At 71.2% G+C, this 17,367-nt stretch carries 11 protein-coding genes and 1 pseudogene; 10 read left to right on the plus strand and 2 right to left on the minus strand.

The window, feature by feature from the left end:
• Positions 1 to 27: 27 nt before the first annotated feature.
• The 7 genes and pseudogenes from SGA01_RS04600 to SGA01_RS41715 all read left to right on the plus strand — a co-directional run bounded on the left by SGA01_RS04600 (position 28) and on the right by SGA01_RS41715 (position 10,184).
• On the plus strand, positions 28 to 2,628 hold the full coding sequence (locus SGA01_RS04600) for an ATP-grasp domain-containing protein (protein ID WP_167534007.1): 2,601 nt from the start codon (positions 28 to 30) through the stop codon (positions 2,626 to 2,628).
• Positions 2,625 to 3,902 carry an MFS transporter gene (locus SGA01_RS04605; protein ID WP_167534008.1) on the plus strand — a complete coding sequence of 426 codons (1,278 nt, stop codon included), beginning with the start codon at positions 2,625 to 2,627 and terminating at the stop codon, positions 3,900 to 3,902. Before SGA01_RS04600 ends, SGA01_RS04605 begins: the two co-directional genes overlap by 4 nt.
• Before the next feature lie 146 nt (positions 3,903 to 4,048).
• Positions 4,049 to 5,572 (plus strand): pyridoxal phosphate-dependent decarboxylase family protein, encoded by a 1,524-nt coding sequence (locus SGA01_RS04610; RefSeq protein ID WP_218037811.1) that lies wholly within the window; start codon positions 4,049 to 4,051, stop codon positions 5,570 to 5,572.
• Between the two features lie 46 nt (positions 5,573 to 5,618).
• On the plus strand, positions 5,619 to 6,836 hold the full coding sequence (locus SGA01_RS04615; protein WP_218037812.1) for a fatty acid desaturase: 1,218 nt from the start codon (positions 5,619 to 5,621) through the stop codon (positions 6,834 to 6,836).
• A 50-nt stretch (positions 6,837 to 6,886) separates the two neighbouring features.
• Entirely contained in the window at positions 6,887 to 7,333 is a 447-nt protein-coding gene (locus SGA01_RS04620) for a cobalamin-dependent protein (RefSeq protein ID WP_141293569.1), read from the plus strand.
• Positions 7,326 to 8,597: pseudogene (locus SGA01_RS41710) on the plus strand (methylaspartate mutase); the annotation flags it as partial. The gene SGA01_RS04620 and the pseudogene SGA01_RS41710, both read left to right, overlap by 8 nt.
• 186 nt (positions 8,598 to 8,783) lie before the next feature.
• Positions 8,784 to 10,184, plus strand: coding sequence for an aspartate aminotransferase family protein (locus SGA01_RS41715; RefSeq protein ID WP_167534013.1), 1,401 nt, complete (start codon positions 8,784 to 8,786; stop codon positions 10,182 to 10,184).
• Between the two features lie 189 nt (positions 10,185 to 10,373).
• Here SGA01_RS41715 and SGA01_RS04630 read toward each other — a convergent pair whose 3' ends face one another.
• Positions 10,374 to 11,615 carry an NAD(P)/FAD-dependent oxidoreductase gene (locus tag SGA01_RS04630; RefSeq protein WP_141293573.1) on the minus strand — a complete coding sequence of 414 codons (1,242 nt, stop codon included), beginning with the start codon at positions 11,613 to 11,615 and terminating at the stop codon, positions 10,374 to 10,376.
• Positions 11,616 to 11,861: 246 nt separating this feature from the next.
• Between SGA01_RS04630 and SGA01_RS42550 the strand changes: the two genes are divergently transcribed.
• Positions 11,862 to 13,661: a S8 family serine peptidase gene (locus tag SGA01_RS42550; protein ID WP_167534009.1), complete on the plus strand. Its 1,800-nt coding sequence runs from the start codon at positions 11,862 to 11,864 to the stop codon at positions 13,659 to 13,661.
• Positions 13,662 to 13,756: 95 nt separating this feature from the next.
• Here SGA01_RS42550 and SGA01_RS04640 read toward each other — a convergent pair whose 3' ends face one another.
• On the minus strand, positions 13,757 to 14,737 hold the full coding sequence (locus SGA01_RS04640; protein WP_167534010.1) for a helix-turn-helix transcriptional regulator: 981 nt from the start codon (positions 14,735 to 14,737) through the stop codon (positions 13,757 to 13,759).
• A 151-nt stretch (positions 14,738 to 14,888) separates the two neighbouring features.
• Between SGA01_RS04640 and SGA01_RS04645 the strand changes: the two genes are divergently transcribed.
• Both SGA01_RS04645 and SGA01_RS04650 read left to right on the plus strand, forming a co-directional pair.
• Complete coding sequence (locus tag SGA01_RS04645) at positions 14,889 to 16,397, plus strand: DUF4246 domain-containing protein (protein WP_141293579.1); 1,509 nt, start codon at positions 14,889 to 14,891, stop codon at positions 16,395 to 16,397.
• 365 nt (positions 16,398 to 16,762) lie between these two features.
• Entirely contained in the window at positions 16,763 to 17,203 is a 441-nt protein-coding gene (locus tag SGA01_RS04650; protein WP_141293581.1) for a subtilase-type protease inhibitor, read from the plus strand.
• Positions 17,204 to 17,367: the final 164 nt, after the last annotated feature.

Raw genomic sequence — 17,367 nt, forward strand, 5'->3', positions numbered from 1 at the left:
CAAGAGCGCCGCCCCCGACTCGTGGTCGTGGGAAGCCGACTGAAGGCCTACCGCGAGTACGCGATGGCCTCCCTGGCCCGTGAGTACGAGATCTCCCTGGTGACCTCCCAGGACCTCACCTGGGAGAAGCCCTACGTCTCCGCCTTCCGGATCGCCGACACCACCCGGGCGGAGACCCTGCGCGGGGCGGTCGAGGAGCTGCACGCGGAAGCGGCGGAGGCCGACGGGTCCGGCTCCCCGGCCGGTCTGTTCACCTGGGACGAGCTCTCGCTGATCGCCACGGCCGCGGTCGCCGAGGAGCTCGGACTGCCCCACCTCTCCGCCGCGGCCGCCGAGGCCTGCCGGGACAAGTACACCACCCGGTCCCTCCTGGACCGGGCCGGTCTGCCCGGCGTCCGGCACCGGCTCGTGCACAGCGCGGAGGAGGCGGCCGCCGGCGCGGCCGAGATCGGCTACCCGGTCGTGCTCAAGCCCCGCTCCCTCGCCGGGAGCATGGGCGTGACGCTCGTGCGGGCCGCGTCCGAACTCGCCGACGCCTACGCGCTGGTGGCGGGCACCACGCTTCCCGGTATCCGGACGGAGCGGGGCGTGCTGGTCGAGGAGTACCTGACCGGGCCCGAGATCAGCGTGGACAGCTGCGTGGTCGACGGCGAGGCGGAGCCGGTGTTCGTCGCCCGCAAGCGTCTCGGCTTCGACCCGGCCTTCGAGGAGGTCGGCCATCTGCTCGGCCCCTGGCGGCACGAGCCCTGGGCCGACGAGGTCGACACCCTCGTCAGGGCGGCTCACCGCGCCCTGGGCATCGACCGGGGCATCACCCACACCGAGATCCGCCTGACGCCCTCCGGCTGCCGCCTCATCGAGCTCAACGGGCGCCTCGGCGGTGACCTCATCCCGTACGTCGGCACGCTCGCCCGGGGGATCGACCTCACCCTGGCCGGGGCCGCCCTGGCCTCCGGCCGCACGCCGGACCTCACGCCCCGGCACGACCGGTACGCCGAGGTGCGCTTCCTCTACCCGCCCCACGACGGCGTCCTGGAGCGGCTCGACCTCGGGCACGCCGCGGAGGTCCCCGGGGTGACGGACGTCGTGCCGCTCGCCGGCCCGGGAGACGAACTGCTGCTGCCGCCGCAGGCGCTCACCCCGCGGACCGCCGCCCTGATCGCGGTCGGCGAGGACGAGCGCGCCTGCACCACGGCGCTCGACCGCGCGGAGGCGGAGATCCGGCCGGTCCTCGGCGGCTCCCCCCTCGACGGCCTCGGCGCGCTCATGGAGAACCCGGTCACCCGGCGCTACCTGTCGACGGAGCGGGAGGCGGCGCACCTCGTCGTCCCCGAGCTGCGCAACGACTGGAACAGCTACGGAGCGGGCGGCGGCAAGGCGCTCAACCGCCCGGTCTTCCTCGACGCCACCGACCGCGTCCGGCTCGAAGCCGACCTCAACGGCCTCTTCGAGCTGCTCACCACCATCCCCGACCGTCTCTTCGGCGGTGACCGCCGTGCCTTCGCCCGCGCCGTCGGCATGACGGACACCCAGGTCGACCTGGTGATGCGAGGGGCGGGCCGCCGGATGCCCGCCATGTCCCGGGCGGACATGTACCGCGAGCCCGGCGGCTTCAAGCTGATGGAGCTCAACACCGGCAGCTCCCTCGGCGGTTGGCAGATGGGCGAGTTCTCCCGCCCGGCCTTCCGCAACAGGGCGTTCCAGGACTTCGCCCACGAGGAGCGCCTGACCCATCCGGACCCGATCGGGCGGATCGCCGACGTGCTGCGCGGCGAGGCCGCCGACGCGGGCTTCGAGCTGCCGGCCCGCCCCGTCCTCGCCCTCACCGAATGGCCCGACGGGTTCACCTACACCAAGCCGTGGCTCGACTTCGTGGTCCCCGACTGGCTCCGTCACGGCTTCGACACCGTGGTCTGCAGCCTCGCCGAGTTCGACTACCGCGACGGCGTTCCCCACGTCCACGGACGCAAGGTGGACGTCGTGTACCGCATCTTCCTCCCCGGGGAGATGGCCGACGAGCAGCGCAGCCGCGACCTCGTCGACCCCCTGCTCGACGCGGTCCACGCCGGACACACCTTCCTGTTCGCCGGACTGGACTGCGAGCTGTACGGCAACAAGGGCAGCCTCGCCATGCTCAGCGACGAGCGGAACCGCGAAGCCTTCTCCGCCGACGAACTCGCCCTGGTGGAGCGGATCCTGCCCTGGACCCGCTTCCTGCGCGACGAGTCCGTGCACCACGACGGCGACACCGTCGACCTGCTCCCGTACGTCCTGGAACACAAGGACGAACTGGCGCTCAAGCCCACGCTGCTGTACGGCGGGGTCGGTGTCATACCGGGCTGGTCGGTGAGCCAGGAGGAATGGGAGAAGCACATCCGGGGCGCGGCCGGCGGACCGTTCGTCGTCCAGGAGCGCGTGCTGCCCGTCGCCGAACGCTTCCTGGCCGAGGACGGCCTCGGCTTCGAGCGCATGGTCGTCGCCTACGGCGTCCTCATGGTCGGCGGGGCCTACGCGGGCATGCTCGTGCGCGGTACGCCCGACCCGCGCGTCGGCATCGTCAGCATGTCCAACGGCGCCCAGATCGGCTGCTGCTACCACGTCACCGACGAGCCGTGGGGCGAGGCGTGAGCGCCGTGCGCCCCGGCGGACTGTGGCGGGACGGCGAGTTCCTCAAGCTGTGGGGCGGCGAGTCGGTCTCGCTGATGGGAGCGCAGATCACCCAGCTGGCGCTCCCGCTGGCGGCGGTCTACCAGTTCCAGGCCTCGTCCACCCAGCTGGGGCTGCTCAACGCGGCCGGCTTCGCCCCTTTCCTCGGGGCGACCCTGTTCATCGGGGTCTGGGTCGACCGCCGACGCCGCAGGCCCCTCATGATCTGGAGCAACATCGGGCGGGGCCTGCTGGTGGGGAGCGTCCCCCTCTGCGCCTACCTCGACCTGCTGACGATCGAGTACCTGTACGTGACGGCGCTGCTCGTCGGCGTGCTGACCGTGCTGTTCGACGTCTCCTACCAGTCCTACCTGCCCTCGTTCATCAGACGGGAGCACCTGGTGGAGGGCAACAGCAAGCTCCAGGCGAGCAGTTCCCTGGCGCAGATCGGCGGACCCGGCCTCGCCGGTCTGCTCGTCGGCTGGCTGACGGCACCCGTCGCTCTGCTCGTCAACGCCTCCTCGTACGCCGTCTCCGTGGCGAGCCTGCTCGCCATCCGGCGGCCGGAACCCGCCCCGGAGATCCCCGAGGAGAAGGTCTCCACCGCCCGGAGCATCGCCGAGGGGCTGCGCGTGGTGGTGCGCAACGGCTCCATCAGGGCCATCGCCCTGGAGGCAGGCACCTACAACTTCTGCTGGATGTCGCTGCAGACCGTCTTCGTGCTGTACGCGGCCCGGGAGCTGGGGATGAACCCCGGCACCATCGGCCTCGTCCTGGGCGTGGGCGCCATCGGTTCGCTGGTGGGAGCCGTCGCCGCGACCTGGCTGAAGAACCGGCTGGGCCTCGGCCGGGCCGTGGTCGCCGAACTGGTGCTGTGCTGCGCGGCCCCGCTCCTCATCCCGCTGGCTCCGGGGACGGGACCGCTGTCGTACGCGATGTACGTGACGGCCTTCGCCTGCTGCGGCATCGGCTCGACCATGTCGACCATCCACGTCGTGAGCCTGCGCCAGGCGATCACTCCGGACCGTCTGCTCGGCCGGGTGAACGCGGGCTGCCGGTTCATCGCGTGGGGGCCGCTGCCGCTCGGCGCCCTGGCCGGCGGACTCCTCGGCGACGCGATCGGCCTGCGTAACACCCTGTACGCGACGGCCTTCGCCTTCCTCGCCGCACTGCTGTGGATCGTCTTCTCGCCGGTGCCCCAGCTGAAGGACTTCCCCACCCGGCCGGCCGAGGAGCCGGTCGACGAAAGGGCCTGACCCGCCCCCTTCCTCCTACCGCGCGGTGGCGCCCGGCCCGGTCCGGGCGCCCCGCCCTCGCGGAAGCCCTCACGGGCGCTCCGCCCTCGCCGTACGCCGCCCTCTTCCCGAGCGCGGCACACCCCCCATCGCAGAGGAGATCCCCCGTGTCCACGTCCGATTCCGAACCCCTGTTCCGGACCGCAGGAACCGTCGCCGGTCTGGAGAGCGTCCGGAGCCTGATGAACGCGGCCCTCGACATCCTCCAGGACGTGTCGGCACAGCGCACCGGACCGGTGGCGCCCGGCGGGCCCGAGGGCGCCAGGGCCGCGGCCCGGGAGGTCCTGACCGGCCCCCTGCTGCCGGAGGAGGGCAGCGCGCCCGAGACGGCGCTGGCCGACCTCGTCCGCCCGTACGCGCAGTGGTCGGCCGACCTCACCCACCCGGCCGCCCTCGCCCGGATGCAGCCGCCCCCGATCGACGCCGCCGCCGTCGCCGAACTCGTCGCCGCGGTGCTCAACCAGTCCCTCCACGCGTGGGAGAGCGGCCCGTTCGCCCTGGAGCTCGACCGCTGGGTCGTCGCCCGGCTGGCCGAGCTGGCCGGCTACGATCCTGAGGAGGCCGGAGGCACCCTCACGCCCGGCGGCAGCGTGTCCAACCTCATGGCGATGACCATGGCCCGGGACACCGTCCTCGCGGACAAGACCGGCGTGTACCCCTTCCTGGGCGGGATGCGCGCGTGCGCCGGGCAGCCCGTGGTCCTCTGCCCCGTCGGTGTCCACTTCTCGATCGAGCGGGCGGTGCGTCTCCTCGGCATCGGCGAGGAGAACATCGTCACCGTGCCGGTGGACAAGGCCGGACGGATGATCCCCGAGGAAGCCGACCGGATCCTCCGCGAACTCCCCGAGGACAAGATCGCCGTCGCCATGGTCGCGGTGGCCGGCTCCACCGACCTCGGCATCGTCGACCCCCTGCCGGAACTCGCGGCCGTCGCCCGCCGCCACGGCGTCTGGCTGCACGCCGACGCGGCGTACGGGGCCGGCGCCCTCTTCTCCCCCCGTCTGCGCGGCCTCCTCGACGGCCTCGCGGAGGCCGACTCGATCACGGTGGACCTGCACAAGTTCGGCTGGTCCCCGGCCTCTTCGGCCGTCCTCCTGGTCCGCCGGTCCGAGACGCTGCTGTCCTTCGGCCTGCAGCCCACCACCTGCCTCAGCGCGGACGACGACACCTGCGCCGGATTCATCGGCCTGCAGGGCAGCTCCCTGCAGACCACCCGCCGGTCCGACGCGCTGAAGATCGCGATCACCATGCGCACCCTGGGCGCCAGGACCATGGCGGCCATGGTGGACACCTGCCACGACCTCGCCCGGTACGCGGCGGAGCGGATCGACCGCGAGGCGCGGCTGGAGCTCTTCGCCGAGCCGCCGCTCACCTCGGTGCTCTTCCGCTACGTCCCGCCGCAGGGCGGCGACGCCGAGGCCGACGCGTTCAACGGACGTCTGCGCCGCCGGCTGATGGAGGAAGGCCGCTCCCTCATCGCCCGCACGCACATCACGGGCGAGGACGGCGTCAGCCGTGTCTACCTGAAGCTGATGCTGCTCAACCCGGAGACCACCCCGGAGCAGCTCGACCACGTCCTGGACGACCTGCTCGCCGCCGCCGAGGAGCAGGAGACCGGAGCGCACGCGTGACGCCACGCGTCACGCGCCGGGAGAGTCCAAGGAAGAGAGACCGGACATGTCCGAGGTGAATGCCCCGCGTACGGTGACCGCGGCCGGCCCTGGCGAGCCGGACCCCGTACGCGAATCCATGCAGGTGCTGCCGCGTGTGTTCGCCGCGCCGCTCACCCTGCTGACCGGCCGGCCGTACGCGGGACAGCGGCCCGTCCGCCACACGCCCACCCGGCACCTGGTGAACGCCCTCGTCTCGTGCGTCCTCGGCCTGGCCCTCAGCGCGACCGCGCTGGCGGCCGGCGGCCCGCTGCTGGTGCTGCTGGTGCCCGGCTGGGCCGCGACCCTGCACGCCGCCCGCAACCTGCGGATGATGATCTACCACCAGTGCGCCCACCAGAACATGTGGCGCAAGCGGAAGCCCGACGTACTGGTGGGCCGCCTCATCGCGGCGGCGCTCATGATCCAGGACTTCGACCGCTACAGCACCGAGCATGTCGGCGACCACCACGCCCTGCACCACATGACGACCCGCGACCCGACCGTCCAGGCCTTCCTGGTGACACTGAAGCTGCGGCCCGGCATGAGCCGCGGGCGGATGTGGCGCAGGGTGCTGGGCGTATGCGTCTCCCCCTGGTTCCACGCCCGCTTCCTGGTCGCCCGGGTCCGCTCGTACTACACCTACGCCCCGCCCGCCTGGCGGGTCGGCACCACCCTGGCGTACGTGCTCCTCGCGGCGGTCGTCACCGTGCTCGGCCTGTGGGTGCCGGTCCTCGTCGCCTGGGTCCTGCCGATGACCCTGTTCTTCCAGATCAGCAACGTCTTCCGGCTCTGCGTGAAGCACAGCTTCCCGCAGCCCCACCAGGTTCCCCGCCGCGGCCGCGAGTACTTCGCGAGCCTCACCAACGCGATCTTCGTCGGGGAACGCGCGCCCTCACCGGCGCTCCCGGCGGCGCGGCGGTACGCGGCCTGGGCGCGCTGGTGGTTCCGCATGCTGTTCGTCCACTTCCCCACCCGCTACCTCGTCCTCACCGGGGACACCGTGGTGCACGACTACCACCACCGGTACCCCATGAGCCGGGAGTGGGCCTCGTACCTCTTCGCGCGGGAGGAGGACCACCGACGCGGAGCACCCGGCTGGTCCCCGTACCACGAGGTGTGGGGGCTCGTCCCGGCCATCGACCACGTCCTCGACTCGTTGCGGACGGCCGATCCCGAGGAGTTCGCCCCCGAGCGCCTCGCCGAGGTCAACCACCGCGCGCTCTTCATGGCGTTCGAAGACTGACCGACCACACACGGGTCCGAAGGACACCGGAATCCGAGAGGAAGCTGCCGATGCACGCGCTGCCAGGCCGGGGCGAACGCCTCGTCGTCCTCGGCGTCGCCGAGAGCGACGCCCACGCCGTCGCCAACCAGCTCATCGCCCTCCAACTGCGGGACTACGGCTTCACCGTGGTCAACCTCGGAGTCTGTACCCCGCTCGGCGACTTCGCCGACGCGGTGGACGCGCACCCGCAGGCCGAGGCCGTGCTCATCGGCAGCCTCAACGGTCACGCCCACCACGACCTCCGGGACCTGCCGGCGCTGCGGGCCGCGGGCCGGCTCAGCCCGCCCGTGATCGTCGGAGGCAACCTGTCCGTGGGCAGCCGCACGACCGAAGCGGACCTGCGCCGCCTCCGCGACCTCGGGATCGACCACATCCTGACCGACAGCAACGAGATTGTCCTGCTCCTCGACCGACTGCGAAGCACGGGCAAGGCGGCCGAACTCCAGCATGACTGAGCTCGACACACTCGAACTGGCCCCGGACGTCGCGGACTCCCTGCCCGACTGGTCCGACGTCGTGGCCCATCTCGCCTCACCGCGGCTGCCGCGCGTCGTCGACGTGCTGCGCGCCGCGGAGGCCCTGGGACGCCCCGCCGTGCAGCCTCGCTGCGGGGTGGGCGGCCACGAGCCGATGAGACACTTGCTGCGCGAACTGGAGGCTGCGGCACCGGACATCCTGTCCGTCACGATCGACTCGCACACCCGGCTGCGGAAGTTCCGTGCGGCACGGGACGTCCTGCTCCGCGACCCGGCCGAGCTCAACGGCTATCCGCTGGTCACCCACGGGTGGCGACGGGGCCGGCAGCTCGTCGAGACGGTGGGCGTACCCCTGGAGGTACGCCACGGCTCGCCCGACCCGCGCGAGCTGTTCGCCGTCTCCCTGGCCTCGGGCATCACCTCCTTCGAGGGCGGCGGCATCGGCTACAACCTGCCCTACTCCAAGGACGTTCCGCTGTCCCGCTCCTTGCGCGCGTGGCAGCGGGTCGACGCCGTGTGCGGCACGCTGGCCCGCAGCGGAGTCGTCGTCGACCGGGAGCTCTTCGGCACACTCACCGCCGTGCTCGTCCCGCCGTCGGTGAGCCTCGCCATGACGCTCCTCGAAGGCGCCGCCGCCGTCGCGGAGGGCGTCCGCTGTCTGTCGATCTCCTATCCCCAGAGCGGGGAGATCCACCAGGACATCGCGGCCCTGCGGGCGACGCGCACCCTGGCGCGCCGCTACCTCGGCCCGGACGTGGAGGTCTATCCCGTCCTCCACGAGTTCATGGGCGTCTTCCCCACCACCCCCGAGTTCGCGGGCGGACTGATCCTGCTGGGCGGACTGACCGCCCGGCTCGGCGGTGCCACCAAGGTGATCACCAAGACCGTCCAGGAGGCCCAGGGGATCCCCGACGCGGCCGCCAACGCGTCCGGACTGCGCACGGCGGCGCTCGGGGCCTCGGAGCTGCTGGACTTCGTCCGGGTCGACGAGGACCGCGTGGCGGAGGAACAGCACTGGATCGAGCGTGAGGTGGCCGAGCTCGTCGAGCCGGTGCTGGCCGCCGACGTCCTCTTCGAGGGGATCGAGCGGGCCTTCCGGGACGGCAGGCTCGACATCCCCTTCAGCGCCAGCATCCACGCCCGTTCCGAGATCGTGCCGCGCCGCGACGCCCACGGCTCGATCCGGTACGGAAGCAGCGGGAACCTCCCCTTCTCGGGGCCGGTACTGCGGCGCCAGGCCGCGCTGTTGCGCGAGGCCGAGGGCACCCCGCCGCGCAGCCGGATGGCGGCGGTCCACGACGACATCCACCACTTCCTCGCCAAGGAAAGGGCCCTGTTCCTCCCCGGCGCCACGCCCTCCGAACGCCGACGGCCCCCACTCCCCGACCCCTCTCGCACATCGTTCTCCCTACCACCGATCGAGGTACCCATGTCGAGCTCCGCTTCCGGCTCCTCCGCCCCCGTCCCCGCAGGTCTGCCCGATCCGGAGGCCGGCGCCCGCGTCGTCGCCGACGACCGGGCCCACCTGTTCCACTCCTGGGCCGCGCAGGGCGCCGTGAACCCGATGCCGGTCGCCGGGGGAGAGGGCCGCTACTTCTGGGACTACGAGGGCAGGCGCTACCTGGACTTCTCCTCGCAGTTCATCAACCTGAACATCGGTCACGCCCACCCCAAGGTCGTCGCCGCCATCAAGGACCAGGCCGACCGGATCTGCATGATCGCCTCGACCTTCGCCAACGACCGGCGCGGTGAGGCCGCCCGACTGATTGCGGAGATCGCGCCGGGCGACCTCAACCGGGTGTTCTTCACGAACGGCGGAGCCGAGGCCAACGAGCACGCCGTCCGCATGGCCCGTATCCACACCGGACGCCCCAAGGTCCTCTCCGCCTACCGCTCCTACCACGGCGGTACGGCGACGGCGATCAGCCTCACCGGCGACCCGCGCCGCTGGGCGAACGAGAACTCCGGCAGCGCGTCCGGGAACGTCGCCCACTTCTTCGGCCCGTACCTCTACCGCTCGCACTTCCACGCCACGACGGAGGCCGAGGAGTGCGAGCGCGCCCTCGCCCACCTCGAGCAGGTCATCACCTTCGAGGGGCCGTCCACGATCGCCGCGATCGTGCTGGAGACGGTCGTCGGCACCGCCGGGATCCTGGTCCCGCCGCCGGGCTACCTCGCCGGTGTCCGTGAGCTCTGCGACCGCTACGGCATCCTCTACATCGCGGACGAGGTCATGTCCGGCTTCGGCCGCACGGGCGCCTGGTTCGCCGTCGACCACTGGGGCGTCACTCCGGACCTGATCACCTTCGCCAAGGGCGTCAACTCCGGTTACGTGCCGCTCGGCGGGGTCATCCTCTCCGACGCCGTGCACGACACCTTCCGCGATGTGGCCTACCCCGGTGGCCTCACCTACTCCGGCCACCCCCTGGCGTGCGCCGCCGCGGTGGGCACCATCACCGCGATGCGGGAGGAGGGCGTGAACGAGAACGCCGCCCGCGTGGGAGCGGAGATCATCGGCCCGGGGCTGCGGGAGATCGCCGACCGCCACCCGTCGGTCGGCGAGGTCCGCGGACTGGGCGTGTTCTGGGCCGTGGAACTCGTCCGCGACCGCGAGACCCGCGAAATGCTCGTCCCGTACGCCGCCGGCGGCGAGCTGGCCCGCCCCGTCGACGAGGTGGTCGCCGCGTGCAAGGAGGGCGGCATGTGGCCGGTGTACAACTACAACCGCATCCACGTCGTCCCCCCGTGCACCATCACCGACGACGAGGCCCGCGAGGGCCTGGCCATTCTCGACCAGGCGCTGTACGCCGCCGACAAGTACGTGGGCTGACCGCCTCCCGAGCTTGTCGTCCCGGCGTGTGACAGTCGGAGGTCAGGGGCCGTTTCAGAGGCGTCAAGATCTTCGTCCACGTCGTCACCGTGCCGTTCACGCATGCAGCACGTTTCGTGACGGTCCGTCGGCCTACTGCCGGCGGACCGTCACGCAGAGGCCGGTCCTCCCCGCTCGGCCGGTCGGGCGTCAGGCCGCGTCGGCCGCCTGGCCGCCCATCCGTTCCTGCATGTGACCGAGGAACTCCTCGGGCGGGGTCATGCCCGCCGTGACCCTGACGAACTCGTCGGATGCCGTGGGGCTCTGGGACACGGCGAGGAGCAGCTGCCGCATCTCGGGGGGTGGCGGTTCCATCGTCGCGAACTCGGCCGTGAACTCGTACATGCTCGTCACCTGGGCGTCCCTCGCCTCCTGGGCGCCCCGCATCGCTTCGTCGAAGGACCGGCGGCCGGCGAGTACGTCGTCGAGTGCGCCACTGCACCGCTCCGCGTCCCGGAAGGCGTCCTGGATGCCCTGGGCGGTGATGGGGTCCTTCAGGTATCCGGCATCGCCGACCAGGGCCCAGCCGGGGCCGTAGGGCTTACGGAAGTAGTTGGGGATGGCCGTTCCGACGAACCGTCCGGTCCGGGTGGCCTGCGCGAGCCGCTCCGCGAAGGCCGGCGAACGGGCCATCGTGGCGTGGTAGTTGCCCTCGACGTCACCGCGGTTGGCCTCGAAGTCGCGCATGGGCCAGCCGGCGATGACCATCGCCAGGTCCTCGTTGGTGGGCCACGCGGCGAAGGCGCAGTCGCCGCGGTCGTACGCCTCGTACGTGCCGTTCATGGGCAGCCCGGACCAGTACGCGTAGTAGTAGGCGTTGATCTTCGGTTTCTCCGCGTAGTCGGCGGCACCGGTCGCCCTGGCGACGGACGAGTGGAGTCCGTCCGCGCCCACGGTGATCCGGGCGTGGTCGACGGCGGTACCGCCGTCCTTGCGGTGGCCCTTGATCCCGGTCACCGTGGCCCCGTCGAACAGGAGCTCCTCGACGGTGAACCCCTCGCGTACCTCGGCACCGGCCTCCGCGGCGGCGTCGACGAGGATCTTGTCGAGGACCGTGCGGCGGGGAGCGTACGAGGCGTCGAAGCCCTCTCCGGCCGGGGACCCCACGATGGCGAACGGCCCGAGGTCGAACGCGTAGGTGTCGATGGGGGGACACCCGGTCGCCACGACCCGCTCCAGCAGTCCCCACCGGTCCAGCGCGGCCAGCCCGGGCGGATGGATCAGGTGCGTGGAGATCGTGTCGCTCGGGAAGGTCGCCCGGTCGACCAGGAGGACCCGGTGACCCCGTCGGGCCAGCAGCATCGCGGTCGGTGCGCCCGCACAGCGTGCGCCGACGACGATCACGTCGAACGGGTGGTTTCCGTCGCCGGCGGCGCCGGCCGTTCCGCTCATTGATCTCACCTGCCGATCGGACGCCTCACGAGAGGGCGGCCGGACGGACGGAACCGGACGTCCCAGCCATCGCCGCTGCGCGGTGCACGTCTCCTTCCACGCTAGAACACCTTCCGGACGCGGGGCCTCCCAGTCCCTTCTTCTCCGGCTGTCGGAATGGCGACAGAGGCGGAAGTCCGGCATACCCAATCGCTCGTGCTGCACCTACTGTCTGGGCCGACATCCCCACCTCCACTTGGAGGAAGCATGAAGCGGTTCGCGATATCCGCGGGCCTCACGCTGGCAACCGGCGCGCTGCTCGGCACTCTTCCGGCCGTCGCCCAGGGCGTCGAGGCGGCTCCGCAGGACGGCGCCCGGTACGTCCTCGTCCTGAAGAACGGCACCGTCGCCGACCCGGTCTCGGTCGCCCGTTCCGCCGCGGGCGTCGAGCTCGGATCGGTCTTCCGCTCGGCGCTCAACGGGTTCTCCGCCGAGCTGACCCCGGCGGCAGTGGCCACTCTGCGCAACGACCCGAACGTCGCGTACGTGGAGAAGTCCGCGGTCGCCCACGCGCACGGTCAGGCGACACCCAACGGCACCGCCCGGACCGGCGCCGCCGCCGACTCCGGGCTGAGAGTCGGCGACGGGCGGGACGAACGCGTCGACGTGGACGTCGCCGTCATCGACTCGGGCATCGACTACACGCACCCGGACCTCAACGTGGTCCGCCGGGTGAACTGCGTCGGTGTCACCGCCTGTGTGGAGAACGCCGGCATGGACGACAACGGGCACGGCAGCAACGTCGCCGGCATCGTCGGCGGCCTCGACAACGGCATCGGGTACGTCGGCGTCGCCCCCGGAGCCCGGCTCTGGTCGGTCAAGTCGTTGAACAGCAAGGGCAGCGGCAGCACCGAGGAGATCGTCAACGGCATCGACTGGGTGACCGCGCACGCCGCCGAGATCGAGGTCGTCAACCTGAGCCTCGGCTTCGACGGCACGGTCCAGGCGGTCAACGACGCCGTCGGCCGGGCCATCGCCAAGGGCAGCGTCGTCGTGGTCTCCGCGGGCAACGACAAGCGCGACGTCGCCGAGCAGAGCCCCGCCAACGCCCCCGACGCCATCACCGTCTCCTCCCTCAGCGACGCCGACGGCAAGGCCGGCGGTCTCGGCGACTTCGCCTGGTGCAACGCGAAGAACACCAACAAGGACGACACGCTCTCCAACTTCAGCAACTTCGGGCGCGGCGTCGACCTGGCCGCCCCCGGCGACTGCATCCGCTCCGCCTTCAAGGACGGCGGCTACTCCAACTACAGCGGTACGTCGCAGGCGGCGCCGCACGTCGCCGGCGCCGCCGGCTGGCTCACCCGCGGCAGCGCCAAGCCCACCGACAGGGCCGGTGTCCTGGCCGTCCGCAACCGCCTCGTCGCCACCGGCAACGCCAACTGGACCGACACCTCCGGTGACGGAGCCAAGGAACCGCTGCTCGACGTGACAGACACCGCGGCCTACCCGGCCGGCGGAACCTCCGCACCGCAGGCGACGTTCGTCCCCGCCTGCGACCGGGCCACCCGCGCCTGCACCTTCGACGCCTCGCTCACCGGCGGCAGCGGCCTGTCCTACAGCTGGGACTTCGGCGACGGCACGACGGGCACCGGCGTCAAGCCCACCCACACGTACGCCTCCTACGGCACCTACACCGTCAAGCTGACGGTCACCGACTCCTCCAACCGCACCGGCCGAAACCAGACCACCTTCCGGCTCCTCGCCCCGAACCACAACGACAAGCCCACCGCCAAGATCGACGGCTTCTGCACGGTCAACGGACACTGCTCGCTGAACTCCGCCGGCTCCTACGACCCGGACGGCGCCATCGCCTCGTACAGCTGGTCCTTCGGTGACGGCACCACGGGTACCGGCGCCGACGTCAGCCACCAGTTCCCCTCCAACGCCTCCGGCACCTACCGGACCACGCTCACCGTCACCGACGACAAGGGCGGCACCGGCGCCGTCTCCACCACGGTCACCTGCACCAAGCAGCAGTGGTACATGACCTGCTCGATCGGCTGACCCACCCCGCGCGACCCCTGAGAGGGGCGTTCCCCTCTCGGGACGCCCGGTACGGCTCACGGCCGTACCGGGCTTTCCCCTGCCAGGATCGGGGGCTACGCGGGGTCCTCCCGGTCCCCGAGGTAGCCCTGCAGACCGGCCTGGAGACCGGCCTGGAAGCGGGTGCGTGCGCCGAGGGTGTCCATGATGCGGCGCATGTGGCGTTCGATCGTGCGCTGGTTGAGACCCGTCTTGCGGGCGGTGACCTCGTCCGTGCAGCCCACGGCCGCGTAGCCGAGCAGCAGCCTGTCGAAGTCGCTGAGCCCACTCGGCTGCTCGTGCCGGCCGGTCGGCCACAGGGGCGTGGCCCGCTGCCAGAGAAGCTCGAAGAGGGAGACGAGCGCGTCGAGCAGCGGCGAGTCGCGCAGAACCACCGCGTGCCGGTCCTCGGTGAGCTGGACCGGGACGAGAGCCGTGGTGCCGTCGGCGATGAGGGCCTTGAGGGGGACGCCGTCGAGGACCCGGGCCTGCTCTCCGTGGGCGGCGAGCTCACGGGCGAGAGCGTGCTGCTCCGGTTCGAGCAGCGACTCCCGGTCGTAGAGGGTGCGATAGCGCACCCCCGTGGCCATGCGATCGCGCTGGACCTCGGCCTGCCTGCCGACCCCCTCGACGATGTACGGGGGTTTGTCGAAGGTGAGGATCTCCTCGCGGGCGGAGCGCTGCGTCTGCAGGAACAGCTGGACGTTGGCCTCGGCCCCCTGGACCACCTCGACCGCCGGCTCCCGGCCCGTCCCCGCCTCCCAGAGCTGGGTCAGCTCCTTCGCCTCGGAGCGGGTCCGGTCCAACTGCTCCTGCCTACGGGCGATCAGGACGTCCACGGCGGGTCCCGGAGGCGAGGGACGGTAGCGGACGGGCCGGGTCGGCGTACGGAAGACGAGCCCGGCGTCCTCGAGCACCCTCAGCCGCCGACGCAGCGGTGCCGGTGCGACGCCCAGCGCCTCCGTCAGGTCGGCAAGCGTCCGATCCGGACCGGACAGCAGCAGTCGGTACAGGCGCTCCTCCTCCTCGCCGACCCCCAGTGCCTTGAGCGTTCCCACCGCGATCCCCTCCTGTCGGTTTGCCGACATCGTAGGTATTCCGGCGGCTCGACTTCCATCAGCGGCCCGTGGACACCGCGGCACGCTGTCCGTGTCAGTCCGCTGGGCTATCCTGCCCGCCACCGCACGCCGACTGTAGGGACCACGAGAATTGACCGGCCTGTCTGCCTTCCCGCTGCCCTTCCAGACTTCCCGCTCCATAGCGTTCGCGACGCCCCGAACGCTGCGGGAACTCCAGATGATGCAATGCAGCGCGCACATTCGGGCGAAGCCCGGGTGGTTCGACAAGATGAACGATGCCGACATCGTCGCCAGGTGGACGCGGGAGGCGGTCGCCCAGGGCCTCACCGCAGCACAGGTTCGCCATGTGCTCGACGAACTCGTGCACTACGCCGCACTGCGTGACGAACGAACCGGCATCGAGGTGTCCGCCGTCGACGGGGTGTGGCAGTCGGACACGCTGATCGACGACAAGCTCGAATCCCGGCTGCGCGCGGCGGTCCGGGTTCTGGAAGAGGTCCCCGAAGCGGACCGGGACTGGCATCCCGGATCCGACGGGCAGGTGCTGGATCTCGTCCATCCCTCACTGTTCTGCCTGACGAGAGAGGTGAGCGGCGCGCCCGAGCGGGCGTGGCGGAACCCGACGGACCGCTACGCGAAGTACGAGTTCTCCGAGAAGTTCCAGTGGCTGCCCACGGACGTCGACGTCAGTGACGAAGGCGATGTCGTCTTCCGTTCGTACGTCAACAACGTCCACCCCGAGAAGCATCACGAACTGGCCTCCGTGCTGCCGGACTTGTTCGCACGCATGCGCCCGCTGCTGGAGAACGTGCTCACCGATCTGCGCCATCCGCGGCCCCTGCGGATCGTGGCCGATCCCTACGGGTGGTACGACTCGGAGCCGGAGCGCCCGGACAAGGCTTCCTACAGTGATGCCGACGCCTACGCGGAAGCCTATGACGCATGGGAAACGGCCCTGGAGGACTGGTGGGAGACCCGCCTCCCGGTCGTCCCGGACGCCCCCGCCTTCACCGCGCCCGAGCTGCCCGACGCATCCGCCCGGGTCGATCTGCGCGGCCGCGGTCTCCAGGTCATCGTCAAGCTCGCGAGCATTCATCTCACCCCGGACAAGCCCGAGTACGCCGGCGGTTCCTGGCACGTCGAGGGGATGTTGAACGAGCGGATCGTGTCGACCGGGATCTACTACTGGGACAGCGAGAACATCACCGAGAGCCGGCTGAGTTTCCGGGCGGCGCTCGACGACCCGGACTACGAGCAGAACGACGACAACGGTCTGCGTGAGGTCTACGGCCTGGAGAACGAGGACGCGCTGAATCAGCTGCTGGGCTCGGCGTCGACCCCGGCGGGGCGCTGCCTGGCGTTCCCGAACGTCCTGCAGCACCGCGTCGGTTCGTTCCGCCTCACGGACCCCACCCGCTCGGGGCACCGCAAGATCCTCGCGTTCTTCCTGGTCGACCCGTCGGAGAAGATCGTCTCGACATCCGATGTGCCGCCGCAGCAACCCTGGTCCGACACCTCGACCATGACGCTCGAGCAGGCCAAGGGCTACCGCGAACAGCTCATGCAGGAGCGCAAGTTCTTCGTCGACGAACACAACGACCAGCTCTACGAGCGGGAGTTCTCCCTCTGCGAGCACTGAACCCCCTCGGTCCTGCCGGGGGCCGGCAGGACCGTACCGGGGTCTGGCAGGACCGTACCGGGGCCTTGGGTTCCGGACGATCATGAGGGGGTACGGGCGGTCCAATCTCGAACATCTTTCCGTTACGGCGCAGGTCAACGGATCGTTCGAGCTTGGACCGCCCGCGGCGTCCGCGCCCAGGGGAGCGGGGCGTAGTGCAGCGGCACCGCCTCCCAACTGCCCGAACGACCAGTCGGTAGGGGACCGTCGGGGGCCACGGCCGGAAAGCTGCGACCGCGTGTGCGATCACCCTCCGCGTCGACAAGACTCCGGTGCGCAGCCGATCGGCTCGCATCACCCCCGTCACCCCGCGAAGGGACACCCCCGTGCGCTACTTCCGTACTCTCGGCGCCACCGCGTTCGCCACCGCGACCGGCCTCGCACTCGTCGGCGCCGCCTTCACCGGCACCGCCACGGCGGCGCCCGAGAGCCTCTACGCTCCGTCGGCGCTCGTGATGACCATCGGTGCGGGCGCGGACCCGTCGTCCGACACCGTCGTCCGCGCGGTCACCCTGACCTGTGCCCCGACCCCGTCCGGCAGCCACCCCGCACCGGAAGCGGCCTGCGCGGAACTGGCCGCCGCGGAGGGCGACTTCGCGAACCTGACTGACTTACGGGGAGGCCGCCCCTGTACGCGTGAGTGGAACCCGGTCACGGTCACCGGTGACGGCGTCTGGCAGGGCCGGCGCGTGAGCTGGTCGGCGACCTACGGCAACCCGTGCGAACTGCGGGCCCGCACGGCGGAGGGCACGGTCTTCGCGTTCTGACGGAACCCCGGGAACGGTCTTCCCCAGGGACGCCCACCGGCCTCTGCGATCGTGTCCTCTCCGTGAGGGCGAGTGGCCGCTGCCGGTTCGGCAGGGAATCGTGCGCTCGAGCTGCGTCCGTGTTCAAGGCGGAATAATTCATGGACGCGGTGGAATGAGTCACC

This window comes from Streptomyces gardneri, from assembly GCF_006539185.1.
Taxonomy (GTDB): domain Bacteria; phylum Actinomycetota; class Actinomycetes; order Streptomycetales; family Streptomycetaceae; genus Streptomyces; species Streptomyces gardneri.